Source organism: Curtobacterium sp. AB7, from assembly GCF_044909335.1.
In the GTDB taxonomy this organism is placed as follows: domain Bacteria; phylum Actinomycetota; class Actinomycetes; order Actinomycetales; family Microbacteriaceae; genus Curtobacterium.
The window spans coordinates 165,088-189,732 of record NZ_JBIYED010000003.1 but is presented as its reverse complement, the minus strand read 5'-3'; the positions used below and the strand labels follow the sequence as shown (position 1 = coordinate 189,732).

Here is a 24,645-nt window from a genome sequence, read left to right as displayed (position 1 = left end):
TCAGCGGGCCCGTGCGGCCCGCGCCCGCAGCCCGGCCAGGCAGAGGGCCGGGAGGCTCGCAGCGGCCAGTCCTGCCAGTGCGGTCCGCAGGATGACCAGCCCTGCGGCCGCACCGAAGTCGGTCTGCTGGGTCGCGGCGACGCCGGACACCACGGCCCCGAGGGCCAGGACGACCGTCACGGCGCCGAGCCACTGCGGCATCCGCGTGGCCCGGTGCCGCCGTACCGCGGACACGAGGGTGGCCCCGAACAGCAGGACCCCCGCTCCGGCGCAGCACGCACCGACCGCCGCGATCGCGTTCGCGGTGTCGAAGGCGTCCCACTGTGCCGGTGGCACCGCGACGTAGCGTGCGGACGAGCCGATGCCGGCGGTCGTCGCGTCGACCAGGACACGCGCGAGCGCGGCGGCGCCGAAGGCGACGAGCGTGAACGCGGCGAGGGTCGCGGTCCGACGGTCGACGGACCGCCAGGGCGCGGGGGTGGAGCGGGGCACGCTGCAACGATAGGGGCGTGGCGGCCGCGGGTCGGGCCTCCAGTTCGGGGTGCACGTGAACCGGACGACCACTCGGTTCGATCCGACGGGGCGGGCGCAAGTAGGCTGGCGGCATGAGCATCCGCGGGAGTTACCGGACCGCCCTGACCTACGGCGCGGTGGGGGCGACCCAGGCGTCGGACCTCATGACGTACCCGCCCGAGGGGTTCACCCCCACCGAGTCGCGTGCCCGGATCGGGCACGGCGACCAGCGGTTCGAGACCGCGGTGACGCAGGCCCTGACGTGGCAGATCCAGGAGCGCAGCGGCATCCGCGTGCGCGTCGAGGAACAGCCCGACGACGACGAGGTCCGGTACAACCCGGTGACGTTCGACGACGACGGCGTCCCGATCGCCCCGGCCTCGATCGGCACGCCCCGGGTCGAGAAGTTCGCGCCCGACGGGACGCCGCTGGTGACCGCCGGCACGTCGGCGACGCTCACGATGCACGCCTTCGGGCGGACCGTGCAGGCGCCGGTCCGGGTCGTGTCGATCATCGACGAGCACGACCGCAAGGGCTTCGCGTACGGCACGCTCGAGGGGCACCCGCTCTCCGGCGAGGAGTCGTTCGTCGTCGAGCGCACCTCGGACGGATCCGTGTGGCTGCAGATCCGGCAGTTCTCGCAGCCGTCGAGTCGGAAGTGGCAGTTCGTCGCGCCGCTGCTGCGTCGGCAGCAGAAGGTGATGGCGGAGCAGTACCTGGCGGCGCTGCGGGGCGACTAGCGGCGTGCGCGTGCGTGCGTTTTCGCGCTTGCGGGCGCTTGCGCGCTCGCGGGCGCTTGCGGGCTGGGTCAGCGCAGCGGCGGCAGCGCCGCGATGGCGTCCTCGATCAGCGCGGCGTCGACCCGGCAGTCCCGCGCGACCGTGACCGCGTTGGTGACCCGCAGCGCCTCGACGTCGAACACCCCGGTGGCGACCGCCAGGAAGGGGATGCCGGCGGCGTCCGCGGCCTCGCCGTCACGCGGGGTGTCGCCGACGATCACGGCCCGGGTGCCGGCGAGTTCCGCGGCCGCACGGGTGGTGACGTCCGCGCGCTCCACCTCGGTGTCGCCGAAGTAGGAGTGGTCCCAGTCGAACAGGCCCTCGTCGAACCCGGCACCGGCCAGCTTGACGCGGGCTCGGTACTCGGAGTTGCCGGTGAGCAGGCCGTTCCGCCACCCGAGCTCCGCGAACCGGGTGAGCAGCGCGGTGGCGCCGGGGACGGGTGAGCGGTGATCGCCCGAGGCGTGCCGCTCGGCGGTGAGGTCGCGCAGGTGGCCGCTCACCGTCGGGATGATGGTGTCGTCGAACGCGTGGGCACGGACGTGCTCGGCGATGAGCCCGGCGTCCGTCCGACCGTGCTGGTGTCCGACGCGCAGGGCGAGGTCGCGGCCGACCGCCCGCTCGAGCGCGAGGTGGTAGAGGTTGCCCGGGGACGACGCGTTCATCACGAGGGTGCCGTCGATGTCCCACAGGACCGTGGTGGGGACGGGATGGTGCTCCATGACTCCCATCATGACGGAGAATGGAGCCCATGCCGAGTGCTCTCCCGATCGCCGATCCAGCCCCCGCGGACGGCCTGATCACGCCGTGGGCGGCGGCGGGGTCCGACGGTGCTCCCGTTGCCGGCGACGTGCCCTTCGGCGTGTACGTGCACGTGCCGTTCTGCCGGGTGCGCTGCGGCTACTGCGACTTCAACACGTACACGGCGTCCGAGCTCCGCGGCGTGCGACGCGACGACTACGCCGGCCACGCCGTGCGGGAGATCGAGTGGGCCGCGACCGTGCTCGACCGCTCCGGCGTTCCGCGTCGGCCCGTCTCGACCGTGTTCTTCGGCGGCGGGACCCCGACCATGCTGCCCGCGTCCGACCTGGCGATGATCCTGCGGGCCATCGACGACACGTGGGGGATCCTGCCCGGCGCCGAGGTCACGACCGAGGCGAACCCGGACTCGGTCGACGCGTCCTCGTTGCAGACGCTGCGCGAGGGCGGTTTCAACCGGATCAGCTACGGCATGCAGTCGGCCGTCCCACACGTCCTCGCGACCCTCGACCGCACGCACGACCCGTTGCGCGTGCCGGTCGTCGTCGACCTCGCGAAGCAGCAGGGCCTCGACGTCTCCCTCGACCTCATCTACTCGACGCCGGGGGAGTCCCTCGACGACTGGCGCACCTCGCTCGACGCCGCCCTGGCGTGCGCGCCCGACCACGTCTCGGCCTACTCGCTCATCGTCGAGGACGGCACCGCGATGGGCCGCATGGTGGCACGCGGGGAGCTCCCCGCGCCCGACGACGACCTGGCAGCCGACATGTACGAGCTCGCCGACCAGGTGCTCGGCGACGCCGGGTACTCCTGGTACGAGGTGTCGAACTGGGCGCGTGGCGACGCGCACGCGAGTCGCCACAACCTGTCCTACTGGAAGGGCCACGACTGGTGGGGCGTCGGCCCCGGCGCCCACTCGGCGGTCGCCGGCACGCGCTGGTGGAACGTCAAGCACCCGGCCGCCTACGCGAACCGGGTGCTGTCCGGCGAGTCGCCGGCCGCCGGGCGCGAGGTCATCGACGACGAGACGCGCTACGTCGAGCGCCTGCTCCTCGCCGCGCGGGTCCGCGGGGAACTCGCGACGAGCGAGATCCGCCAGGAGGCCCGTGGCCGGGTCGCGGGACTCATCGCACGCGGTCTCGTGGACGGGTCGGCCGCGGTGCGGGGACGCATCGACCTGACCCTGCAGGGTCGCCTGCTCGCCGACGCGGTGGTGCGGGAGCTGCTCGACTGACGCTGCTCGCTACTGCTTGATGAACTCGATCGACAGGGGGTAGCGGTAGAACTGCCCCTGGTTCGCCGCGACGGCCGCCAGGATGCCGAAGACGATCGTCAGGACGGCGACGATCGGGAACAGCAGCGCTCCGATGAACACCACGGTCAGGACGCCGCACGCGACGTACGCGATCGCCACGGTGATGTGGAAGTTCAGTGCGACCCGGGTGTGCTCGCGGATGAAGGCGCCGCGGTCGCGCAGCACCAGGTACGCCACGAGCGGGGCGACGAAGTTGAAGAAGATCCCGCCGATGTGCGTCAGCGTGGCCCAGAGGCGCTGGTCCTCCGGGCTCATCGGCTGCGGCGGGGTGTACCCGCTCGGGTACTGGGGTCCGTTCGGGTTCTGCGGGCCACCGGGCTGCTGTCCGTAGGTCATGCCGGAAGCGTATCGGGGGTGCAGTCGTGCGGGCGTAGGATCAGCAGTCGACACGTCCGAGTGCCAGGTCGACCAGGAAGGAGCGCTCGTGGTCAGTGAACGCAGCCTCGAGGTCCTGAAGGCGATCGTGCGCGACTACGTGGCATCCCGCGAACCGGTCGGCTCCAAGACGATCGTCGAGCGGCACGCCTTCGGCGTCAGCGCCGCCACGATCCGCAACGACATGGCCCTGCTCGAGGACGAGCAGCTGATCGTCGCCCCGCACACCTCGTCCGGGCGCGTGCCGACCGACAAGGGCTACCGGCTGTTCGTCGACCACCTGGCCGCAGCCCGGCCGCTCACGAGCGCCCAGCGACACGCCATCGAGACCTTCCTCGGCGCCCCGAACGACCTCGACGAGGTCCTCGGCCGCACCGTGCGCCTGCTCAGCCAGCTCACGAACCAGGTCGCCCTGGTGCAGTACCCCTCGATGGTGCGCGCCCGGGTGCAGCACGTCGAGCTGGTGCGACTCGGCGACGCCCGGCTGATGGTCGTGCTCATCACCGACACCGCCCGGGTCGAGCAACGCGTCGTCGAGACCGACGTCGCGCTCGACGAACCGCTGCTGACCGAACTCCGCACCGTGCTGAACGGCGCGGCCGTGGGGCTCCTGCTGCAGGACGTGCCCACCGCGCTCCGTGCGGTGCCGCAACAGCTCCGGCCCGAAGCCCAGGCGCTCGGCGGGGTCGTCGTGGCCACCCTCATCGAGCAGGTCGCAGCGAACCGGCAGGACCGCCTGGTGATGGCCGGCGCCGCCAACCTGGCGAAGAGCGAGCAGGACTTCTCCGGCGGCCTCTTCCCGGTGCTCGAAGCGATCGAGGAACAAGTCACCCTGCTCCGGTTGTTCGGGGAGATGCAGGTGGACGACATCGCGGTGGCGGCCAGCATCGGCGTCGAGAACGCCGAGTACGGGCTCGACGCCACGAGCATCGTCGCCGGCGGGTACCTCGCCGGTGGCGGCGAGGTGGCACGTCTGGGTGTCCTGGGACCGACCCGGATGGACTACGGCACGAACATGGCGGCCGTCCGGGCCGTCGCACGGTACCTGTCCAAGCTCTTGGGCGAACACTGATCGACTGCAACACCGACCGACCGACCGAACACAACCGACTGAGGGATACGTGGCAGACCACTACGACGTCCTCGGCGTCCAGCGAGACGCCTCCGATGCCGACATCAAGAAGGCCTACCGACGGCTGGCGCGTGAGCTCCACCCGGACGTGAACCCTGCTCCAGAGGCAGCCGAGCGGTTCAAGGACGTCACGCACGCGTACGACGTCCTGAGCGACCCGGAGCAGCGGCGCCGGTACGACGCCGGGCCCCAGGCCGACAGTCCCTTCGGTGGCGGCGCCGGCGGGTTCAGCGACATCTTCGACGCCTTCTTCGGCGGCGGTGGCGGCGGCGGTCGGGGCAGTGGTCCCCGCAGCCGTGCCGAGCGCGGGCAGGACGCCCTGCTCCGCATCGACGTCGACCTCGACGAGGTCGTCTTCGGCACCCACAAGGACGTCGAGGTCGACACCGCCGTCCTGTGCGAGACCTGTCACGGCTCGTGCTGTGCGCCCGGCACCAGCCCGCGCACCTGCGACATCTGCGGCGGGTCCGGCAACATCCAGCGCCAGGTCCGCTCGCTGCTGGGCAACGTCGTGACGAGCGCCCCGTGCGGCACGTGCCGCGGCTACGGCACCGTCATCCCGAGCCCCTGCCCGACCTGCCAGGGTCAGGGCCGCGTCCGCGCCCGTCGCACCGTGCCGGTCGACGTCCCCGCCGGCGTCGACTCGGGCCTGCGTCTGCAGATGCCCGGCCAGGGCGAGGTCGGACCCGCCGGTGGTCCCTCCGGCGACCTGTACCTGGAGATCCGGGTGCGGCACGACGACGTCTTCAGCCGCGACGGCGACGACCTGCTCGCCACGCTCGAGGTCGCGATGACCGATGCGGTGCTCGGCACGACGACGACGATCGACGGACTCGACGGTCCCGTCGAACTCGAGATCCGTCCGGGGGTGCAGAGCGCCGACGTCCTGGTGATCAAGGACCGCGGCATCACGAAGCTGCGCGGGAGCGGCCGCGGCGACCTCCGGGTCGGCGTGCAGGTCGTCACCCCGACGAAGCTGTCGCACAAGGAACGTCAGCTCGTCGAGCAGCTCGCGAAGTCGCACAAGGCCTCGGCTCCGCAGCTCGCCCGGTTCCAACAGGGCATGTTCGGCAAGCTCCGCGACCGCTTCTTCAACTTCTGATGGCATCGCTCTACGTCGTGGAGTCGCTCGACGGTGTCGCCGTCGGTGGCTCCGTGACGCTCGACGGGCCAGAGGGGCGGCACGCCGTCACCGTCTCGCGCGTGCGGGTCGGCGAGACGCTGCGGCTCTCGGACGGACGGGGGACCGTCGTGTCCGGTGCGGTGGACTCCGTCGACCGCGACTCGCTGGTGTTGTCCGTGGCATCGCTGTCCGTCGATCCGCTGCCGGTCCCGTCGCTGACGCTCGTGCAGGCCCTCGCCAAGGGCGGTCGCGACGAGATGGCGGTCCAGGCGTCGACGGAGATCGGTGTCGACCGGATCGTGCCGTGGTCCGCCGCACGCAGCGTCTCCCGGTGGGAGGGCCCGAAGGTCGAGAAGGGCCGGTCGCGCTGGACGGCCATCGCGCACGAGGCCGCGAAGCAGGCGATCCGGTCGCGGGTGCCCGAGGTCGGGCCGCTCGTCACGACGGCGCAGCTCGTCCCCGCGCTCGGGGCCGGTGCCGCAGTGCTCGTGCTCGACCCCACCGCGACCGTGCGGCTCGCGACGTGGGAACCGACGGCGGACCTCGACGAGATCGCCCTCGTGGTAGGGCCGGAGGGTGGCATCGACGGCTCCGAACTCGACCGGCTCGAGGCCGCGGGAGCGATCAGGGTCCGGCTCGGTGACAGCGTGCTGCGGACCTCGACCGCCGGTCCCGCGGCACTCGCGATCCTGCAGGCCGGACTCGGGCGCTGGTGAGGGAAGTCCCGAGGTCGGTCCTGCGTTCTACGATGGAGTCATGAGCACCAGCACGCCCAGCGTCTTCAGCAAGATCATCGCGCGCGAGATCCCGGCGACCGTCGTCGCCGAGGACGACCGCGTGATCGCGATCGAGGACATCGCCCCGAAGGCACCCGTCCACGTGCTGGTCATCCCGAAGACCGAGCAGTACGCGAACGTCGCCGAACTCGCGGCCGGTGACCCCGACCTCCTCGCCCACCTGGTCGCCACCGCGCAGCGCATCGCCGACGAGCGCGCCGGCGGCCAGTTCCGTCTCGTCTTCAACACCGGCGAAGCCGCCGGTCAGACCGTGTTCCACGTGCACGCGCACGTACTCGCAGGTGAACTGCAGGAAGGCACCCTTGCCGGCTAACGAACCAGCACAGCCCACCACCGACGACGACCAGGTCGTCTCCGTCGCCCTCCAGGTCGACGGCATCGCCATGGTCCAGCTCCTCGGTCCCCAGGACCGCCTGCTGAAGACCGTCGAACGGCAGTACCCGGGCGTCAAGGTCGTCGTCCGCGGCAACGAGGTCACGCTCAACGGGCCCGAGCGCGAGGTCGCGCGGGCGAAGGCGCTCGTCGACGAACTCGTCGGCATGGTCAAGCGCGGGCAGGACATCGGCCCGTCGGACATCCCGATGTCGGCACGGATCCTCGACGACGACCGCAAGCCGTCCGACACCTTCGGCACGCCGATCGTGTCGAGCCGCGGCAAGTCCGTGCGGCCGAAGACCGACGGGCAGCGCGCCTACGTCGATGCCATCGACGAACACACCATCACGTTCGGCATCGGCCCCGCCGGCACCGGCAAGACGTACCTGGCGATGGCGAAGGCCGTGCAGGCCCTGCAGCGGCGTGAGGTCACCCGGATCATCCTGACCCGTCCCGCGGTCGAGGCCGGCGAGCGGCTCGGGTTCCTGCCGGGCACGCTCACCGACAAGATCGACCCGTACCTGCGGCCGCTGTACGACGCCCTGAACGAGATGATGGACCCCGAGCTGGTCCCGAAGCTGCTGGCTGCGGGCACGGTCGAGGTCGCGCCGCTCGCCTACATGCGCGGCCGGACGCTCAACGACTCGTTCGTCGTCCTCGACGAGGCGCAGAACACGACGCCAGAGCAGATGAAGATGTTCCTGACCCGTCTCGGGTTCGGCTCGAAGATGGTCGTGACGGGTGACATCACCCAGGTTGACCTGCCGGGCAACGTGTCGGGCCTCCGGCTCGTGACGCGGATCCTCGAGACGGTCGAGGACATCCACTTCGCCCGCCTCGGCAGCGAGGACGTCGTGCGGCACACGCTCGTCGGTCGCATCGTCGACGCCTACACCGTCTACGACGAGGAACGCCTCGCCGAGCAGGCCGGTCACCGTCCCGGTGGCCGGGGAACCGCGCCGGTCGGCAACCCCGACGGCGCCAACCGTGCCGAGCGCCGTGGTCGGCCGCCGCAGGACCGCCAGCGACCCCCGTACCCCCAGAACGACGCCCGAGGAGGCAACCGGTGAGCATCGAGCTCAACAACGAGTCCGGGGTCGAGGTGGACGAGGCAGCCATCCAGCGCCTCGCCGCGTTCGCCCTCGACGCGATGCACGTGCACGCGGACGCCGAACTCGCGATCGTCCTGGTCGACGAGGGCGCGATGGAGCAGCTGCACGTGCGGTGGATGGACGAGCCCGGCCCCACCGACGTCCTGAGCTTCCCGATGGACGAACTCCGACCGGGCACCGAAGAGGACCCCACGCCCGCCGGCCTGCTCGGCGACATCGTGCTCTGCCCGCAGGTCGCCGAGGAACAGGCGAAGACCGCCGGGCACTCGAGCACCGACGAGATGCTGCTGCTCACCTGCCACGGCATCCTGCACCTGCTCGGGTTCGACCACGCCGAACCCGACGAGAAGGCCGAGATGTTCGGGCTGCAGGGCGAGATCCTGACCGCCTTCGCTGCCCTGCGCCGGGGTCGGTAGCCGATGCTCGTCGTTGTCGGCCTGCTCGCGGTCGCGCTCGGGCTCGTCGTGCTCGGCGGGCTCCTCGCCGCGAGCGACGCTGCGCTCTCCGTGGTGTCCCGTGCCGACCTCGACGAGATCGCCCGCGGCAACAAGCGTCGTCGTGCGCTCGAGGCGATCGCGGACGACGTCGGCGCGCACGTCAACGCCCTGAACTTCTTCCGCGTGCTCGCCGAGACCGCCGCGGCCGTGCTCGTCACGATCGCCCTGGTGCGGGCGTTCGACAGCTGGTGGGTGGCGCTCATCGTCTCCGCTGCGATCATGACGGCCGTGTCGTTCGTGCTCGTCGGGTCGAGTCCGCGCAGTGTCGGACGGGCGCACGCCGAACGGCTGCTGGCGTCCACCGGCGGCCTGGTCCGTGCCGTTCGGATCGTGCTCGGTCCGCTCGCCGGCCTGCTCGTCCGGATCGGTGACCGCGTGACCCCGGGCCGCGGCCGCAGCGCCTCGACGGTGTCGAGCGAAGAACAACTGCTGTCCCTCGTCGACGAGGCCACCGAGAGCAACGTGCTCGAGGATGAGGACCGCGAGCTCATCCACTCGGTCTTCGAGTTCAGCGACACCCTCGTGCGCGAGGTGATGGTGCCGCGCACCGACATGCTCACCGTCGACGGCTCGGACACGCTCGCCGCGGGCATGGAGCAGTTCCTGGCCGCCGGGGTGTCCCGCATGCCCGTCACGGGCAAGGATAGCGACGACGTCCTCGGCGTCCTGTACCTGCGTGACGTGTCGCGGGCGCTGTACGAGCGTCCGGGGTCCGGCAGCGAGCGGGTCACCCGGCTGCTGCGCCCGGCCGAGTTCGTGCCGGAGTCGAAGGCCGCCGACGACACCCTGCGGCACATGCAGGTCGCGAAGAACCACCTCGTCCTGGTCGTCGACGAGTACGGCGGCGTCGCCGGTCTCGTCACGATGGAGGACCTCATCGAAGAGCTCGTCGGGGACATCTCCGACGAGTACGACCGCGCCGTGGTCGACCGGGTCGAGGTCGAGCCCGGCCTCTGGCGCATCTCGGCCCGACTGCCCGTCGACGAGCTCGGCGACCTGTTCGGCATCGAGCTCGACGACGACGACGTCGACACCGCCGGCGGCCTGCTCACCAAGGAGCTCGGCCACCTGGCGGTCTCCGGGGACACCGTCACGGTGTCCGGCGTCGTCCTGACGGCCGACCGCGTCGAGGGCAAGCGCCGCCACCTCATCACCGTGCTCGCCGAACGCACCGACGCCCTCGCGGGTGTCGAGGACGCCTTCGACGCCACCACCACCACGACGGGAACCCCGCACGCATGACCGACTCCGACTCCACCCCCACCGCCTCGGGCAAGGCCTACCGCGCGGGCTTCGTCTCGTTCGTCGGGCGTCCGAACGTGGGCAAGTCCACGCTGACGAACGCGCTGGTGGGCCAGAAGGTCGCGATCACCTCGTCGAAGCCGCAGACCACCCGTCGTGCGATCCGCGGCATCGTGCACCGGCCCGACGGCCAGGTCATCATCGTCGACACCCCAGGCGTGCACCGTCCCCGCACCCTGCTCGGCGAGCGGCTCAACGACCTGGTGCAGTCCACCCTCGGTGACGTCGACGTCATCGGGTTCTGCGTGCCCGCCAACGAGCCGATCGGTCCGGGCGACCGCTTCATCAACGACACCCTCGACCAGTACCCGCGGGCCAAGAAGGTCGCGATCGTCACGAAGATCGACCGCACCTCGAAGGACAAGGTCGGCGAGCAGCTGCTGGCCGTCTCCAGGCTCCGCGACTGGGACTCGATCATCCCGACGTCCGGCACGAAGGGCCTGCAGCTCGAGGACCTCCTCGGCGAGATCACCTCGCTGCTACCGGAGTCGCCCCAGCTGTACGACTCGTCGGCCGTGACCGAGGAGACCGACGAGGAACGCATCAGCGAACTCATCCGCGAAGCCGCGCTCGAGGGCGTCCGCGACGAACTGCCGCACTCGCTCGCCGTCGTGATCGAGGACATCGTCGAGCCGGACGATGACGACGACGCCGACGGGCCCCTGCGCATCTTCGCGAACCTGTTCGTCGAGCGCGACAGCCAGAAGGCGATCGTCATCGGCCACAAGGGCGAGCGACTGAAGGACGTCGGCTCCCGCGCCCGCGTCGAGATCGAGTCGCTGCTCGGCGGTCGCCACGTGTACCTCAACATCCGTGTGAAGGTCGCCAAGGAGTGGCAGCGTGACCCCAAACAGCTCGGACGCCTCGGCTTCTGAGCGTCCGGCGGCAGGAGTCATCCACACGAGGGACGCGCCCGTGAGCCGAGCGCCGTACCGTGGACGCGTGTTCCGTCCCATGCTGCGCGCGCAGGTCATCACCGACGTCGTCATCGCCGTGGTGCTCGGCTCGCTCGTGCTGATCACCTCGGCGCGGGGCATGGACTCCCCGCTCGCGGTCGTCACGGTCGTCGGCATGACCGCTGCGCTCGCGCTCCGACGGCTGTCGCCCGGCCTCGCACTGGCCGTCGCCTGGGTGTTCGCGGTCTTCGAGATGGTCACGGGTCAGATGCCCGACCTGTCGAACGCCTTCATCGCCGCGGTGCTCTACACGACGAGCGCCTACGGCAGTCGGCGGGTGCGCCTGGCCGGACTCGTCTCGGCGATCGTCGGGTCCGTCACCGCGGCGCTCTACATCGGCGTCGACGACTACCGCAACCGGTTGACGATCGAGACCGCGTCGACCCCGTTCCAGGAGTCGGTGCAGGTCACGATCTCGTACTTCGCGGTCGTCCTGCTCCTGTTGCTCCTGCCGTGGTTGGCGGGACTCGTGGTCCGCACCCGCCGGTCGGCGAGCATGAGCCGCGAGGCCCAGCTGCTCGCCGAGCGCGACGCCGCCCGAGCCGACCGAGCGGTCGCGGTCGAACAGGAGCGCGTGCGCATCGCCCGCGACATGCACGACATCGTCGCGCACTCGCTCGCGGTCGTCATCGCCCAGGCGGACGGAGCCCGCTACGCGCTGAAGGCCGACCCCGCCGTTGCCGACCAGGCCCTCGGCACCATCTCGACCACCGCACGCCGGGCCCTCGGCGACGTCCGCGAGCTCCTCGGCGCGCTGCGGCACGAGCAAGGGACCGTCCCGACGCCCGAGATCGACGACATCGACCGGCTCGTCGGCGAGATGCGCCAGGTCGGGCTCGACGTCCGGGTCGAACGCGAGGGCGACCCGACCGGCCTCCCCACCACGACGCAGCTCGCGGTGTACCGGATCGTGCAGGAGAGCCTCACGAACGCCTACAAGCACGGTGAACCCGGCACCCCGGTGCACGCATCGCTGACCTACCGCCCGGACACCGTCGAGATCGCGGTGGTGAACCGGCGCGCCGACGACGGCACCCGGGGTCCCGGCACCGGGCACGGCCTGGTCGGCATGCGCGAGCGTGCCACCATGACCGGCGGCACGATGACCGCCGGGGTCCGCGGCCCCGACTTCGAGGTCGCCGTCCGCATGCCTGCCGGCCCCGCGAGCGGGCAGATGCCCCGCGGGCTGACCGTATCGGCCGCGACCCCGACCGCGAGCCGGGTCGCGAGCCCGACCGCCGAGTCGACCCCCGCCCCGACCACCAGTCCGACCGAGCAGGAGCGCACCGCCCGATGACCACCACCCCGCCGGCCGACGGCCGCATCCGCGTCGCACTCGTCGACGACCAGGCACTCTTCCGTACCGGCATCCGGATGCTCATCGGCTCCCAGCCCGACCTGCACTTCGTGGGCGAGGCGGGCGACGGTGCCGAGGGCGTCGAACTCGTCCGGCGCACTCGACCGGACGTCGTGCTCATGGACGTCCGGATGCCCGTGATGGACGGCATCACGGCGACCGCACACATCGTCGAGCAGGCCGGCGCCGACGGCGCCAAGGTGCTCGTGCTGACCACGTTCGACTTCGACGAGGCCGCGGCGAAGGCCATCCGAGCCGGGGCGAGCGGCTTCGTGCTCAAGGACGCCGACCCCGAGTTCCTGCTCGCCGCCGTGCGGACCGTCCACGCCGGCACAGCGGTCTTCGCGGCCTCGGCGACACGGGAACTCCTGCGGCGGTACGACGACTCCGTCGAGCAGGCCGCGACCGTGCCGGCGACGTTCGACGACCTCACCCCGCGCGAGCGCGAGATCTTCGACCTGGCGGCCCGCGGCTTCAGCAACAGCGAGATCGCGCAGCACGAGTACGTCAGCGAGGCGACCGTGAAGACCCACATCTCGCGCGTCCTGACGAAGCTCGGACTCCGTGACCGCGTGCGCCTCGTCGTGTTCGCGCACGAGCACGGGCTGGTTGGCAAGGCCGACTGACGGACGTCATCCGATCGGATGACCCGTCCACAGGAAGTCGAGCCGAGCGGCTCATCCACAGCAGCCGCCGGACGGACGCGGGGCGGGCCTCCTGGCCGTCATCGTTGGTGCATGACCACCAGCCACGCTCCGATCATCCGACTCGACCACGTGTCCAAGCACTACGGCGACGCCGCACGCCGGGTGACGGCACTCGACGACGTCAGCGTCGACATCGGCGCGGGGGAGTTCACCGCCGTGATGGGGCCGTCCGGGTCCGGCAAGTCGACGCTCATGCACGTCGCCGCAGGCCTCGACTCGGTGTCCGCGGGCCGCATCGAGATCGACGGGGTCGACATCACCGGGCTCGGTGACAAGGACCTGACCGAGCTTCGTCGTCGCCGGCTCGGGTTCGTGTTCCAGTCCTTCAACCTGGTGCCGACGCTCGACGTCAGCGAGAACATCCGGCTGCCGTTCCTGCTCGGCGGGCACAAGCCGTCGAAGGACGAGAGCGCGTGGATCGACCGCTTGGTCGACCAGCTCGGACTCGGCAACCGGCTGTCGCACCGGCCGCACCAGCTGTCCGGCGGGCAGCAGCAGCGCGTCGCCATCGCCCGGGCGCTCGCCTCGCGGCCGGCCGTCGTCGTCGCCGACGAGCCGACCGGTGCCCTCGACTCGCGCACCGGCCGTGACGTCCTCGCGATCCTGCGCGGGGCCGTGCAGGAGTGGGGTCAGAGCGTCGTCATGGTCACGCACGACCCCGTCGCCGCCGCCAACGCCGACCGGATCCTGTTCCTCGCCGACGGCCGGGTCGTCGCCGACCGACCGGCGATGGACGCCGGCGCGATCTCCACCACGATGCTGGGGATGGAGGCGGCAGCGTGAACGGCGTCCGCTCCTTCGCCCCCACCGTGCTGGTCGCCGCGCTCGGCACCACCTTCGGCTCAGCCCTCGTCATCGCCCCGGGCATCGTGACCGAGGCACTCGGCGCCGCCGGGCTCGCCGACCTCGGGCCGGTCAGGGCGATCCTGTCCGTCGTCGGGTGGCTGTTCCTCGGCATCGCGCTGTACGTCGGCGCGATCGTCACCGCCAACACCTGCGCGACCCTCATCGCCGGGCAGACCCGCATCATCGCGCTGCAGCGACTCGTCGGTGCCACCGGTGCCACGCTCCGGGCCCGGATCACCCGGACCGGACTGGTCGTCGGGGTGCTCGGCGGACTGATCGGCGCCGTCGTGGGCACCGGGCTGTCGGCGCTGTTCGTGGTCGTCCTGCGCGGCAACGGGTTCCTGCCCGACACCGACTACACGCTCCTGCCGTGGGAGCTCGTGCTGCCGGTCGTCGCCGTGGTCCTCGCGACCTGGGGAGCGTTCGCAGCCGGGTCCCGCCGGGTGCTCACCGTCACCCCGCTCGAGGCGCTGTCCTCGAGCGTCGAACCGAGCCACGACGACGTCCGCTCCGGCACCGCGCGCAAGGTCTGGGCCATCGTGCTCATGGCCGGCGGTGCCGCGCTCATGCTCATCGGGCTCGCGGTCAGCGCGAGCTCGCCGATCGCGGTGCTGCCGGCTGCCCTCGGCGGGTTCGTGTCGTTCGCCGGCGTCGCCGTCGGAGCGACCATCGTGATGCCGCCGGTGCTGCAGCTCATCGGCCGGATCGGCTCGCACGACCCCGTCGTCCTGCTCGCCGGCCGCAACGCCATGCGAGCGCCGGGCCGCTCCTCGCGGGCGACGATCGGGCTCGTCATCGGCGTCACCCTGCTCGTCACCTTCGCCGTCGCACTGGGGATCATGCAGCACGTGCTCGAGGCCCAGCTCGAGGGCATGGGGCAGGGCCAGATGACGACCGAGATGGTGCAGGCGCAGCGCGACTTCTTCGTGCAGCTGAACGCCGTCGTCAGCGTCATCGTCGGGTTCTCCGCCGTGATCGCCGCCGTCGGGGTCGTCAACGCGCTGGCACTCGGGGTCCTGCAGCGCCGACGCGAGCTGGGGCTGCTGCGGGTGCTCGGCCTCACCGGGGCGCAGGTGCGCCGGATGATCGTGACCGAGGCCGTGCAGATGGTCGTCGCGGCCGTCGTCTCGGGACTCGTGCTCGGCACCTTCTACGGCTGGGTCGGCGGTCAGACGCTGCTCGGGTCGCTCGGCACCCCGGTCACGCCCGTGCTGCCGCCCCTCACCATCGGGATCGTGGTCGTCGGGGCGCTCGTGCTCGCGGTCGTCGCGACGATCGCCCCGGTGCGGCGCGCGATGCGCGTGCCCCCGACCGAGGCGCTCGCGGTCGACTGACGCGGCGCTCTGGTCGCGCCACGCGACGGACGGGAGGCACGGTGCCAGCTGGCACCGTGCCTCCCGTCCGTCGTTGCGTGCGTCCACTGCCGCGCCTGCGCCCGCCACGCCGCTCGCGTTCGCCGAGGTTCCACGATCCGCAGCTCTCGGCGGCGCTGACGTCGATCCGTGGAACCTCGGCGACCGACCGGCTGCATGTCGTGACCACTCGGGCGCCGAGCACCGAAGCGCTTGTCACACAGCAGCCCGCCGGTGCTACCGTGGACTCGATGTACTCGGCACTCCTCCTCCTTCGCTGCCGCGACGAGGCCTGACACACCGGCCCACCTCGTCGCGGAGTCCGTCGTGGCCGCCCTCACCCAGAGCACACGAAAGCGACGAACGATGCAGAACACGCAGCAGCCCTCCGGGATGCCGATCCACAAGTACGTCCCCTTCCACGAACAGATCTCGGTCGAACTGCCCGACCGCACGTGGCCGACGAAGCGCATCGAGCGGGCCCCGCGCTGGTGTGCGGTCGACCTGCGGGACGGCAACCAGGCGCTCATCGACCCGATGGACGCCGAGCGCAAGCGCGCCATGTTCGACCTGCTCGTCGGCATGGGCTACAAGGAGATCGAGGTCGGGTTCCCGAGTGCCTCGCAGACCGACTTCGACTTCGTCCGCAGCCTGATCGACGAGGGCGCGATCCCCGACGACGTGACCATCCAGGTGCTGACCCAGGCGCGCGAGCACCTCATCCAGCGCACGTACGAGGCGATCGACGGCGCGAAGCAGGCCATCGTCCACCTGTACAACTCGACGTCGATCGTGCAGCGCGAGGTCGTGTTCCGCACCGACGTGCAGGGTGTCGTTGACATCGCGGTGGCCGGCGCGAAGCTGTGCAAGGCGGCCGAGGCGACGCTGCAGCACGACACGACGGTCTACTACGAGTACTCGCCGGAGTCCTACACGGGCACCGAGCTCGAGGTCGCGCTGCAGATCTGCAACGCCGTGCTCGAGGTCTTCGAGCCCACCCCCGACCGCAAGGTCATCATCAACCTGCCGGCCACCGTCGAGATGGCGACGCCGAACGTCTACGCCGACTCGATCGAGTGGATGTCGCGCAACCTCGCGCACCGCGAGGACGTCATCCTGTCGCTGCACCCGCACAACGACCGCGGCACCGCCGTCGCGGCCGCCGAGCTGGGTTACATGGCCGGCGCGGACCGCATCGAGGGCTGCCTGTTCGGCAACGGTGAGCGCACCGGCAACGTCGACCTCGTCGCGCTGGGCATGAACCTGTTCACGCAGGGCATCGACCCGGAGATCTCGTTCGCGGACATCGACCAGGTGAAGCGCACCGTCGAGTACTGCAACCAGCTGCCGGTGCCGGAGCGTCAGCCGTGGGCGGGGGACCTCGTCTACACGGCGTTCAGTGGCTCGCACCAGGACGCCATCAACAAGGGCTTCGAGGCGATGAAGACCAAGGCGGCCGCCGCGGGCAAGGACATCGACGAGATCGAGTGGGCGGTGCCGTACCTGCCCGTCGACCCGAAGGACATCGGCCGGTCGTACGAGGCCGTCATCCGCGTCAACTCGCAGTCCGGCAAGGGTGGCGTCGCCTACCTGCTCAAGACCGACCACGCCCTCGACCTGCCCCGGAAGCTGCAGATCGAGTTCTCCGGCGTCGTGCAGCGGCACACCGACACCGAGGGCGGTGAGTTCTCGTCGCAGCGCATCTGGGACGTGTTCCAGGACGAGTACCTGCCCGCCTCGACCGACGACGACAAGTGGGGCCGGTACGAGCTCACCAAGACCGCGACCTCGAGCGACTTCGACGGCACGACCTCGCTGTCGGTCGCACTCCGCGTCGACGAGGGCTCCGTCACCGCCGACGCCGTGGGCACCGGTCCGATCGATGCGTTCCTCAAGGTCCTCGCCGAGCAGGGCGTCCAGGTCACGCTGTACGACTACTCGGAGCACACGATGAGCGCCTCCGGTGACGCCAAGGCGGCGTCGTACGTCGAGCTCGACGTCGACGGCGTGCGCCTGTGGGGCGTCGGCATCGACGCCGACATCTCGACGGCCTCGCTCAAGGCGATCGTGTCCGCGGTGAACCGCGCGGTTCGCGCCGGTGCTGCAGCTGGCGCCGACTCGCCGGAGCTCGTCTCCGCCTGAGACGCAGCCAGACCGGGAGGCTCCCCACCGGGCACGGCCTGATCGCCGCTGGCACGTCGACCAGGTGCCGGCCGGCGTGGGCCCAGGTGCGGGCTGGACTCGCACCGCGCCTCCCGTCTGCGCCCGGTCTTTCCCCCGTCACGCGCGATGGCAAGTCGAATCGGGCGTACCTGGTCGTTTCTTCCGACCAGGTACGCCCGATTCCGCTCGGTACACCTGCGCGCGCAGCGCGCGCAGCGCGCGCAGCGCGCGCAGGCCGCGGTGTCGGCGGGGCGGGGGATACTGGGGGCATGCCGCTGTACCGGGACGAGTGCGTCGTGTTGCGCACCCACAAGCTCGGGGAAGCCGACCGCATCGTCACCATGCTCTCGCGGCAGCACGGCAAGATCCGTGCGGTGGCCAAGGGCGTGCGCCGGACGGCGTCGAAGTTCGGCAGCCGCCTCGAGCCGTTCATGGTCGTCGATGCCCAGTTCTACGAGGGCCGCTCGCTTGACATCGTCACGCAGGCCGAGTCGCTCGGGGCCTACGGGGCGCAGATCGTCGCCGACTACGGCGCGTACACGGCCGCCAGCGCGATGGTCGAGACCGCCGACCGCCTGAGCGAGGCCGACGCCGGACTGCAGCAGTACCTGTTGCTCGTCGGCGCGCTGCGGTCGCTGTCGCGCGGTGAGCACCAGTCCAGCGCCACGCTCGACTCCTACCTGCTCCGTGCGATGAGCATCGCGGGGTGGGCGCCCTCGTTCAGCGACTGTGCGGTCACGGGGGAGCCCGGGCCGCACTCCGCGTTCGTGGTGCAGCTGGGCGGGGTCGTCGCCGACCGGGCTGCGCCTCCCGGCACGCCGCGGCTCGACCCGGCGACCCTCGGCGTGCTCGGTTCGCTGCTCGCCGGCGACTGGGCGAGCGTCGACGCCACCGACGAGCGGACCCGGTCACGGGCCTCCGGCGTGGTCGCGGCCTACGCCCAGTGGCACCTGGAACGATCGCTCCGGTCCCTGCCGCACGTCGACCGCTCCGAGCACCCGCTGCCCGTGCCGCTGACCCACGACGGACCCGAGGCGACGGCACGCGCGGTGGCCTCGACCCCCGCACCAGCCGTCCCCGAGCCCGATCCCGCTGTCGAAGGAACCCCCACCGCATGAGCCCCCGCCGCCCCGACGACGCCGAGCCGTTCCGCCCGATCGACTGGACCGGTGAGACGCCTCCGGCGATCCCGGCCCGGTTCGTGCCGGACCACGTGGCGATCGTGATGGACGGCAACGGCCGGTGGGCCAACGGCCGCGGGCTCACCCGGATCGAAGGGCACAAGGCGGGCGAGGCCTCGCTGCTCGACGTCGTCGCCGGCGGGATCCAGATCGGTGTCAAGCACATCTCGGCGTACGCGTTCTCGACCGAGAACTGGAAGCGTTCGCCCGAAGAGGTCCGGTTCCTGATGGGCTTCAACCGCGACGTGATCCGTCGTCGGCGCGACCAACTGAACGAGTGGGGCGTCAAGGTGCGGTGGGCCGGACGCCGTCCTCGGCTGTGGCGGAGCGTCATCGACGAGCTCGACCGTGCCGAGCAGATGACCGCGGGCAACGACGTGCTCACCCTGACGATGTGCGTCAACTACGGCGGCCGGAACGAGATCGTCGACGCCGTGCGGGGGATGGCGGAGGAGGTCGCCGCCGGACGCCTGAAGCCGAGCCAGGTCACCGAGAAGGCCCTGGCGAAGCGGCTCTACGTGCCCGAGATGCCCGACGTCGACCTGTTCCTGCGGAGTTCTGGGGAGCAGCGCACGAGCAACTTCCTGCTGTGGCAGTCGGCGTACGCCGAGATGGTGTTCCTGGACCGCCTGTGGCCGGACTTCCGGCGCACCGACCTGTGGGGCGCGATCGAGGAGTACGCACGCCGCGACCGTCGCTACGGCGGCGCGGTCGACGCCCCGACGGCGTAGCGGGACCATCAGCCGGGCAGCGGCCCGTCGAGCAGGTGTGCCGCCGACCGCACCGCGTCCAGGGCCGCACGGACACTCGGGACGCGGTCGGCCCCTCGGGCGACGACGACCTCGACCCGTCGGGCCAGGTCGTCGTCCACGGGGTCGACCCGGACCTCGGCGGGGATCACCGTCGTCGCGAGCGCCAGCCGGGGGAGCAGGGCCACGCCGAGTCCGGCGGCGACGAGTCCCACCACCGCAGCCGCGTTGTCGGTCTCGAGCACGATGTCCGGGGTGAACCCGGCGGTCGCGCACGAGGCGAGCAGGTGGCCGCGACACCTGGGGCAGCCGCCGATCCACCGGGCATCGCGGTGCGACGCGAGGTCCACGGCGCGGGAGCCGGCACTGGAGCCCGTGTCACCGGCGCCCACTGCACGGGCGCTCACGGTGCGGACGCCGCCCGGGCCTCCGGACGGTGTCACCAGGGCGAGCGGATCCCGCCCGAGTGCCCGCGTGACGAGCCCGGGGTCCGGGGCGGACCCGACCTCGTCGCCGACGTAGGTGAAGGTCAGGGCGACGTCGACCTCCCCGCTCCGCAGCAGGTCGAGCGCCTCGGGCGGTTCGACCTCGATGTACGACGTCGTCACGCCCGGAGCCGTCGAGGCCAGCCGGGCGAGCACCGCGGGCACGAGGGCCGAGGACGCGCTCGGGAACCCGGCGAGGCGCACTCGGCCACGGGTCAGGCCGCCGACGGCGTCGAGGTCCTCGCGCGCGGCGGTCAGTGCGGCCTGCACGTGCAGGGCGTGGTCCGCGAGCACCCGGCCGGCGTCCGTCAGGGTGGCGCCGCGCCCGCCGCGACCCTCCTGCCCGGACCGCAGCACCAGGGTGTGCCCGAGTCGTCGTTCGGCCCGGGCGAGCAACTGGCTCACCGCGGGTTGGCTCGACCCGAGTGCTGCGGCGGCGCGGGTGATCGAGCCGCCGTCGGCCACGGCGCGGAGGACCCGGAGCAGCTGGGGATCGATGTCGTCCATCACACGATGTTATCGGCTGTACAACGAACCCGGCCTGGTGTGATGGGGCACGAGCCGGGACGCTGTCCGCATGGACTCCTTCCCCGCTGGCCGTGGTTACCTCGCGGCGTGCACCGCCGGTCTGCCGACCCGGGCCACGCTCGCCGCACAGCGGGCCGACCTCGACGCGTGGTCCCGCGCCGAGACCTCGCCGGCCCACTACGGAGCGTTGGTCGAGGAGGGCCGCGCGTTGTTCGCCGGCCTCGTCGGGGTGCCGGTGACCCACGTGGCGACCGGCTCGCAGACCTCGGTGATGGCCGCGGTCGTCGCAGACGCCCTGCCGGCCGGTGCCGAGGTGGTCGTCCCCGACGGCGACTTCAGCTCGGTCGTCTTCCCGTTCCTCGCCCAGGCGCACCGTGGCGTCCGCGTCCGGCACGTCCCGCTCGACCGGCTCGCCACGTCCGTCGGGTCCGAGACCGCCCTCGTCGCGTGGTCCGCCGTGCAGTCCGCCACCGGCGCCGTCACGGACCCCCACCCGGTGGTCGCCGCCGCTCGGCGGGTCGGTGCCCTCACCCTCTGCGACCTCACGCAGGCAGCCGGTGTCCTGCCCGTCGACGCCGCACTGTTCGACGTGACGCTCACACACGCCTACAAGTGGCTCTGCGCGCCGCGGGGGGTCGCCTTCATGACGCTCTCCGACACCGCCCTCGGTCGGCTCCGCCCGGTCCAGGCCGGCTGGTACGCCGGCGCGGACGTCTGGTCGTCCTGCTACGGCCCCGACATGCGTCTGGCCGACGACGCCCGTCGCTTCGACGTCTCGCCGGCCTGGCAGGCGTGGCCCGGCGCCGTGGCCGCGCTCGAGCACGCGGTCGCGCTCGACCAGCAGGCGGTCTGGAGGCACGCCACCGGTCTCGCGGACCGGCTGTGCGACGCTCTCGGGTCGCCTCGGCAGGGCGACGGGCAGGCGATCGTGACGTTCGCGGACGCCGACGGGTCGGCCCTCCGGGCACTCACCGCCGCCGGGATCACCGCGTCGGGGCGTGCCGGGCGACTCCGGATCGCGTTCCACCTGTGGAACGACGAGGTGGACGTGACCGACGTGGCGGACGTGCTGGTCGGGGTCGCACCCGCCGCGTCGCGATCGTGAGGGCGCACGGCGGACGCAGGGCGGGCCTCCCGGGCCACGAACGCCGGTAGTCTTGCCCGGACCGTTTCCGCACCGAGCACCCAGCTCGGCGACCTCTGGAGCACCCTTTGGCACAGCCCTCCCGTCTCGACAGCGTCATCGCCCTGGCCAAGCGCCGCGGCTTCGTCTTCCAGTCGGGTGAGATCTACGGAGGCTCCCGCTCCGCGTGGGACTACGGGCCCCTCGGTGTGGAGCTCAAGGAGAACATCAAGCGCCAGTGGTGGCAGCGGTTCGTCCGCGGCCGCGGCGACATGGTCGGCCTCGACTCCGCCGTCATCCTGCCCCGCAAGGTGTGGGAGGCCTCCGGGCACGTCGCGACCTTCACCGACCCGCTCGTGGAGTGCCTGCACTGCCACCACCGGTTCCGCGAGGACCACCTGATCGAGGCGTTCGTCGCCAAGAAGGGCCGCGACCCCGAGGGCCGCATGGCCGAGATCGCCTGCCCGAACTGCGGCACCCGCGGTGAGTGGACCGAGCCCCGCGAGTTCTCCGGGATGCTCAAGACGTACCTCGGCCCGGTCGAGTCCGAAGAGGGCCTGAACTTCCTGCGCCCCGAGACCGCGCAGGGCATCTTCGTCGACTTCGCGCAGGTCGTGACGACCAGCCGCATGAAGCCCCCGTTCGGCATCGGCCAGGTCGGCAAGGCGTTCCGCAACGAGATCACGCCCGGCAACTTCATCTTCCGCACCCGCGAGTTCGAGCAGATGGAGATCGAGTACTTCGTGCCGCCGGCCGAGGCGGGCGAGCACTACGAGCAGTGGATCGCCGACTCGGTCGCGTTCTACACCGACCTCGGCATCGACCCGGAGAACCTGCGCCGCTTCGACGTGCCGGACGGCGAGCGGGCGCACTACTCCGACGCCACCGCCGACATCGAGTACCGCTTCGGGTTCACCGGATCGGAGTGGGGCGAGCTCATGGGCGTCGCGAACCGCACCGACTTCGACCTCAACAACCACATCGAGTCGTCCGGCCAGGACCTGCGCTTCTTCGACCAGGCGGCCAACGAGAAGTACGTGCCGTACGTCATCGAGCCGTCCTTCGGCCTGACCCGTGCGCTCATGGCGTTCCTGCTCGACTCGTACCACGAGGACGAAGCGCCGAACGCGAAGGGCGGCGTCGACAAGCGCACCGTGCTGCGGCTCGACCCGCGTCTGGCGCCCGTCAAGGCCGCGGTGCTGCCGCTGTCGCGCAACGAGCAGCTCTCGCCGGTCGCCCGCGGCCTGGCCGACGACCTGCGCAAGAACTGGAACGTGGACTTCGACGACGCCGGTGCGATCGGCCGTCGCTACCGTCGCCACGACGAGATCGGTACGCCGTTCTGCATCACGGTCGACTTCGACACGCTCGAGGACAAGGCCGTGACCGTGCGCGAGCGCGACACCATGGCGCAGGAGCGGGTCGCCCTCGACCAGCTGCAGGGCTACCTGGCGCAGCGGCTGCTCGGCGCGTAGGGACCTCGCGGGCGTCGCGGGCGTCGCAATCGCCGGAACCAGGTTCTGCGGGAATGCGCGCGCAGCGCCCGCGTTGGGATCAGCATGAACGACTCCGTGAAGGTCGATGTCTGGTCGGACATCGCCTGCCCCTGGTGCTACATCGGCAAGCGCAAGTTCGAGGCCGGCGTCGCCGCGTTCGGCGCCTCGGCGGACGGCCGACCCGTCGAGGTCGAGTACCACTCCTTCGAGCTCAGCCCGGACACCCCCGTCGACTTCGAGGGCACCGAAGCGGAGTTCCTGTCGGAGCACAAGGGCATGCCCGTCGAGCAGGCGCAGCAGATGCTCGACCAGGTCACCGGCATCGCGGCCTCGGTCGGGCTGGACTACGACTTCGAGGCCATGCACCACACGAACACCGTGAAGGCGCACCAGGTCATCCACCTCGCCAAGCAGCACGGCAAGCAGCTCGACATGGTCGAACGCCTGTTCACCGCCTACTTCGAGCGCGGCGAGCACGTCGGCGACGACGCGACGCTGGCCGACCTGGCCGCCGAGATCGGGCTCGACCGCGACGAGGTCCTCGCGACGCTCCGCGACGACTCGCAGCTCGCAGCCGTCCGCGCCGACCAGGCCCAGGCGCAGGCCTTCGGCATCAACGGCGTCCCCTTCTTCGTCATCGACGGCAAGTACGGCGTCTCCGGTGCGCAGGACCCGGCAGCGTTCGAGCAGGTGCTGACGCAGGTCGTCGCGCTGCGCGGGACGACTCCGGACGAGGTCGCCTCGGCGACCGAACGCGCTGCGGACGACGCGAGCGCCGACGTGGCGGCGACCCGATGACGGGCGCGACGGTCACCGTCGGGGGTGGGGCGGGCCTCCCGTCCGCCACGTCGGTCCCGGACGCGATCTCCGGTCTGGAGGCGCGCCCCGGCCTGCTCACGCTGGTCACGCCCGGCGGTGCGCCGGTCTGCGACGGTGATTCGTGCCTGATCGACGCCGGGTCGTTCGCCGGTGCCGAGGGCGACTGGACCGAGGTGCCGGACTGACGGCTGCGTCGGTCGCGCGCTGCGCGCTGGTGCCGTCGCGCCCCCGTGCTGTCGTCGCGCCCCGACTCTGCGGGGCGCCACGGCTGTGCGGGGGCGCGATCCGTCGGTCGCCGGACCGTTCAGTCGCGCTGCGGTTCCTCGTCGGTGATGTCGGCGACCGTCGCGCCGTACGCGGCGACGAGGTCGTCGGCGTCGACGAAGGCGCTCGCGCCGTGCCGGCCCGCGCCGAGGGCGACCCGTCGACCGACGATGCGTTGGTCGGCGTAGACGGGCAGGTCGCCGGTCGCTCCGACCGGCGTGATGGTGCCGCGTTCGTAGCCCGACGCCTGGAGCGCGGCCTGCGCGTCGGGCATCGAGAGCTTGTTCACCCCGACGACGGTGCGGAGCTTCTTCCACGCGATGCTCCGTCCGCCCGGCACGAGCGCGAGCAGGAAGCCGCCGTCGTGGCGCTTCACGACGAGCGTCTTGACGATGTCGCCGGGATCGATGCCGAGCAGTTCGGCGGCCTGCTGCAGGGAGTCCGCGGCGGGGCGTTCGACGACCTCGACCGTCAGGCCGCGGGCCGCTGCGTCGGTGTCGAACCGGGTGCTGGCGTCGATCGTCATGTGGAGAACGCTAC

The 24,645-nt window shown here is 71.6% G+C and carries 26 protein-coding genes; 21 read left to right on the top strand and 5 right to left on the bottom strand.

Going from position 1 to position 24,645, the window contains the following annotated elements:
* Positions 1-492, bottom strand: coding sequence for a hypothetical protein (locus ABH929_RS09430; protein ID WP_404560987.1), 492 nt, complete (start codon positions 490-492; stop codon positions 1-3).
* A 113-nt stretch (positions 493-605) separates the two neighbouring features.
* On the opposite strand from ABH929_RS09430, the gene ABH929_RS09425 reads away from it, so the two are divergent.
* The gene (locus tag ABH929_RS09425; protein WP_111085748.1) at positions 606-1,253 is read left to right on the top strand and encodes a DUF1990 family protein; all 648 of its coding nucleotides are present in this window, start codon (positions 606-608) and stop codon (positions 1,251-1,253) included.
* Positions 1,254-1,321: 68 nt separating this feature from the next.
* Here ABH929_RS09425 and ABH929_RS09420 read toward each other — a convergent pair whose 3' ends face one another.
* A complete protein-coding gene (locus ABH929_RS09420; RefSeq protein WP_404560986.1) occupies positions 1,322-2,014 on the bottom strand; it encodes an HAD family hydrolase in 693 nt (230 codons plus the stop codon).
* Between the two features lie 29 nt (positions 2,015-2,043).
* On the opposite strand from ABH929_RS09420, the gene hemW reads away from it, so the two are divergent.
* Positions 2,044-3,285 carry a radical SAM family heme chaperone HemW gene (gene hemW, locus ABH929_RS09415; protein ID WP_404560985.1) on the top strand — a complete coding sequence of 414 codons (1,242 nt, stop codon included), beginning with the start codon at positions 2,044-2,046 and terminating at the stop codon, positions 3,283-3,285.
* Between the two features lie 9 nt (positions 3,286-3,294).
* Here hemW and ABH929_RS09410 read toward each other — a convergent pair whose 3' ends face one another.
* Positions 3,295-3,702, bottom strand: coding sequence for a DUF4870 domain-containing protein (locus ABH929_RS09410; protein ID WP_240347272.1), 408 nt, complete (start codon positions 3,700-3,702; stop codon positions 3,295-3,297).
* 88 nt (positions 3,703-3,790) lie between these two features.
* On the opposite strand from ABH929_RS09410, the gene hrcA reads away from it, so the two are divergent.
* The 15 genes from hrcA to ABH929_RS09335 all read left to right on the top strand — a co-directional run bounded on the left by hrcA (position 3,791) and on the right by ABH929_RS09335 (position 19,372).
* Complete coding sequence (gene hrcA, locus ABH929_RS09405) at positions 3,791-4,813, top strand: heat-inducible transcriptional repressor HrcA (RefSeq protein WP_205462234.1); 1,023 nt, start codon at positions 3,791-3,793, stop codon at positions 4,811-4,813.
* A gap of 49 nt (positions 4,814-4,862) precedes the next feature.
* On the top strand, positions 4,863-5,975 hold the full coding sequence (gene dnaJ / locus ABH929_RS09400; RefSeq protein WP_111085744.1) for a molecular chaperone DnaJ: 1,113 nt from the start codon (positions 4,863-4,865) through the stop codon (positions 5,973-5,975).
* On the top strand, positions 5,975-6,712 hold the full coding sequence (locus tag ABH929_RS09395; protein WP_404560984.1) for a 16S rRNA (uracil(1498)-N(3))-methyltransferase: 738 nt from the start codon (positions 5,975-5,977) through the stop codon (positions 6,710-6,712). The genes dnaJ and ABH929_RS09395 overlap by 1 nt, the downstream gene beginning before the upstream one ends.
* A gap of 40 nt (positions 6,713-6,752) precedes the next feature.
* Entirely contained in the window at positions 6,753-7,106 is a 354-nt protein-coding gene (locus ABH929_RS09390; protein ID WP_123292550.1) for a histidine triad nucleotide-binding protein, read from the top strand.
* Complete coding sequence (locus ABH929_RS09385; protein ID WP_404560983.1) at positions 7,096-8,238, top strand: PhoH family protein; 1,143 nt, start codon at positions 7,096-7,098, stop codon at positions 8,236-8,238. The genes ABH929_RS09390 and ABH929_RS09385 overlap by 11 nt, the downstream gene beginning before the upstream one ends.
* Positions 8,235-8,696 carry an rRNA maturation RNase YbeY gene (ybeY, locus tag ABH929_RS09380; protein ID WP_404560982.1) on the top strand — a complete coding sequence of 154 codons (462 nt, stop codon included), beginning with the start codon at positions 8,235-8,237 and terminating at the stop codon, positions 8,694-8,696. Before ABH929_RS09385 ends, ybeY begins: the two co-directional genes overlap by 4 nt.
* Before the next feature lie 3 nt (positions 8,697-8,699).
* On the top strand, positions 8,700-10,019 hold the full coding sequence (locus ABH929_RS09375) for a hemolysin family protein (protein WP_404560981.1): 1,320 nt from the start codon (positions 8,700-8,702) through the stop codon (positions 10,017-10,019).
* The gene (gene era / locus ABH929_RS09370) at positions 10,016-10,954 is read left to right on the top strand and encodes a GTPase Era (protein ID WP_404560980.1); all 939 of its coding nucleotides are present in this window, start codon (positions 10,016-10,018) and stop codon (positions 10,952-10,954) included. The genes ABH929_RS09375 and era overlap by 4 nt, the downstream gene beginning before the upstream one ends.
* Before the next feature lie 67 nt (positions 10,955-11,021).
* Complete coding sequence (locus ABH929_RS09365) at positions 11,022-12,332, top strand: sensor histidine kinase (protein ID WP_404560978.1); 1,311 nt, start codon at positions 11,022-11,024, stop codon at positions 12,330-12,332.
* Positions 12,329-13,018 (top strand): response regulator, encoded by a 690-nt coding sequence (locus ABH929_RS09360; protein WP_404560977.1) that lies wholly within the window; start codon positions 12,329-12,331, stop codon positions 13,016-13,018. The genes ABH929_RS09365 and ABH929_RS09360 overlap by 4 nt, the downstream gene beginning before the upstream one ends.
* A 111-nt stretch (positions 13,019-13,129) precedes the next feature.
* Positions 13,130-13,882, top strand: coding sequence for an ABC transporter ATP-binding protein (locus ABH929_RS09355; protein WP_404560975.1), 753 nt, complete (start codon positions 13,130-13,132; stop codon positions 13,880-13,882).
* Entirely contained in the window at positions 13,879-15,279 is a 1,401-nt protein-coding gene (locus tag ABH929_RS09350; protein ID WP_404560974.1) for an FtsX-like permease family protein, read from the top strand. The genes ABH929_RS09355 and ABH929_RS09350 overlap by 4 nt, the downstream gene beginning before the upstream one ends.
* A gap of 384 nt (positions 15,280-15,663) precedes the next feature.
* Positions 15,664-17,439 (top strand): 2-isopropylmalate synthase, encoded by a 1,776-nt coding sequence (gene leuA, locus ABH929_RS09345; RefSeq protein ID WP_404560973.1) that lies wholly within the window; start codon positions 15,664-15,666, stop codon positions 17,437-17,439.
* A 290-nt stretch (positions 17,440-17,729) separates the two neighbouring features.
* The gene (recO, locus tag ABH929_RS09340) at positions 17,730-18,578 is read left to right on the top strand and encodes a DNA repair protein RecO (protein ID WP_404560972.1); all 849 of its coding nucleotides are present in this window, start codon (positions 17,730-17,732) and stop codon (positions 18,576-18,578) included.
* Positions 18,575-19,372 (top strand): isoprenyl transferase, encoded by a 798-nt coding sequence (locus tag ABH929_RS09335; protein WP_123292559.1) that lies wholly within the window; start codon positions 18,575-18,577, stop codon positions 19,370-19,372. Before recO ends, ABH929_RS09335 begins: the two co-directional genes overlap by 4 nt.
* An 8-nt stretch (positions 19,373-19,380) precedes the next feature.
* Here ABH929_RS09335 and ABH929_RS09330 read toward each other — a convergent pair whose 3' ends face one another.
* Positions 19,381-20,382, bottom strand: coding sequence for a LysR family transcriptional regulator (locus ABH929_RS09330; RefSeq protein WP_404560971.1), 1,002 nt, complete (start codon positions 20,380-20,382; stop codon positions 19,381-19,383).
* 70 nt (positions 20,383-20,452) lie between these two features.
* Between ABH929_RS09330 and ABH929_RS09325 the strand changes: the two genes are divergently transcribed.
* The 4 genes from ABH929_RS09325 (at position 20,453) to ABH929_RS09310 (ending at position 24,026) form a co-directional block, all read left to right on the top strand.
* Positions 20,453-21,508, top strand: a complete 1,056-nt coding sequence (locus ABH929_RS09325) for an aminotransferase class V-fold PLP-dependent enzyme (RefSeq protein ID WP_404560970.1) — start codon at positions 20,453-20,455, stop codon at positions 21,506-21,508.
* 107 nt (positions 21,509-21,615) lie between these two features.
* Positions 21,616-23,001, top strand: coding sequence for a glycine--tRNA ligase (locus tag ABH929_RS09320; RefSeq protein WP_111085729.1), 1,386 nt, complete (start codon positions 21,616-21,618; stop codon positions 22,999-23,001).
* An 84-nt stretch (positions 23,002-23,085) separates the two neighbouring features.
* Positions 23,086-23,820 carry a DsbA family protein gene (locus ABH929_RS09315; protein ID WP_159572977.1) on the top strand — a complete coding sequence of 245 codons (735 nt, stop codon included), beginning with the start codon at positions 23,086-23,088 and terminating at the stop codon, positions 23,818-23,820.
* Positions 23,817-24,026 carry a hypothetical protein gene (locus tag ABH929_RS09310; protein ID WP_263091549.1) on the top strand — a complete coding sequence of 70 codons (210 nt, stop codon included), beginning with the start codon at positions 23,817-23,819 and terminating at the stop codon, positions 24,024-24,026. Before ABH929_RS09315 ends, ABH929_RS09310 begins: the two co-directional genes overlap by 4 nt.
* 119 nt (positions 24,027-24,145) lie before the next feature.
* Here the strand turns inward: ABH929_RS09310 and ABH929_RS09305 are convergent, their stop codons facing one another.
* Positions 24,146-24,631 carry an aminoacyl-tRNA deacylase gene (locus tag ABH929_RS09305; RefSeq protein WP_404560969.1) on the bottom strand — a complete coding sequence of 162 codons (486 nt, stop codon included), beginning with the start codon at positions 24,629-24,631 and terminating at the stop codon, positions 24,146-24,148.
* Between the last annotated feature and the right edge of the window lie 14 nt (positions 24,632-24,645).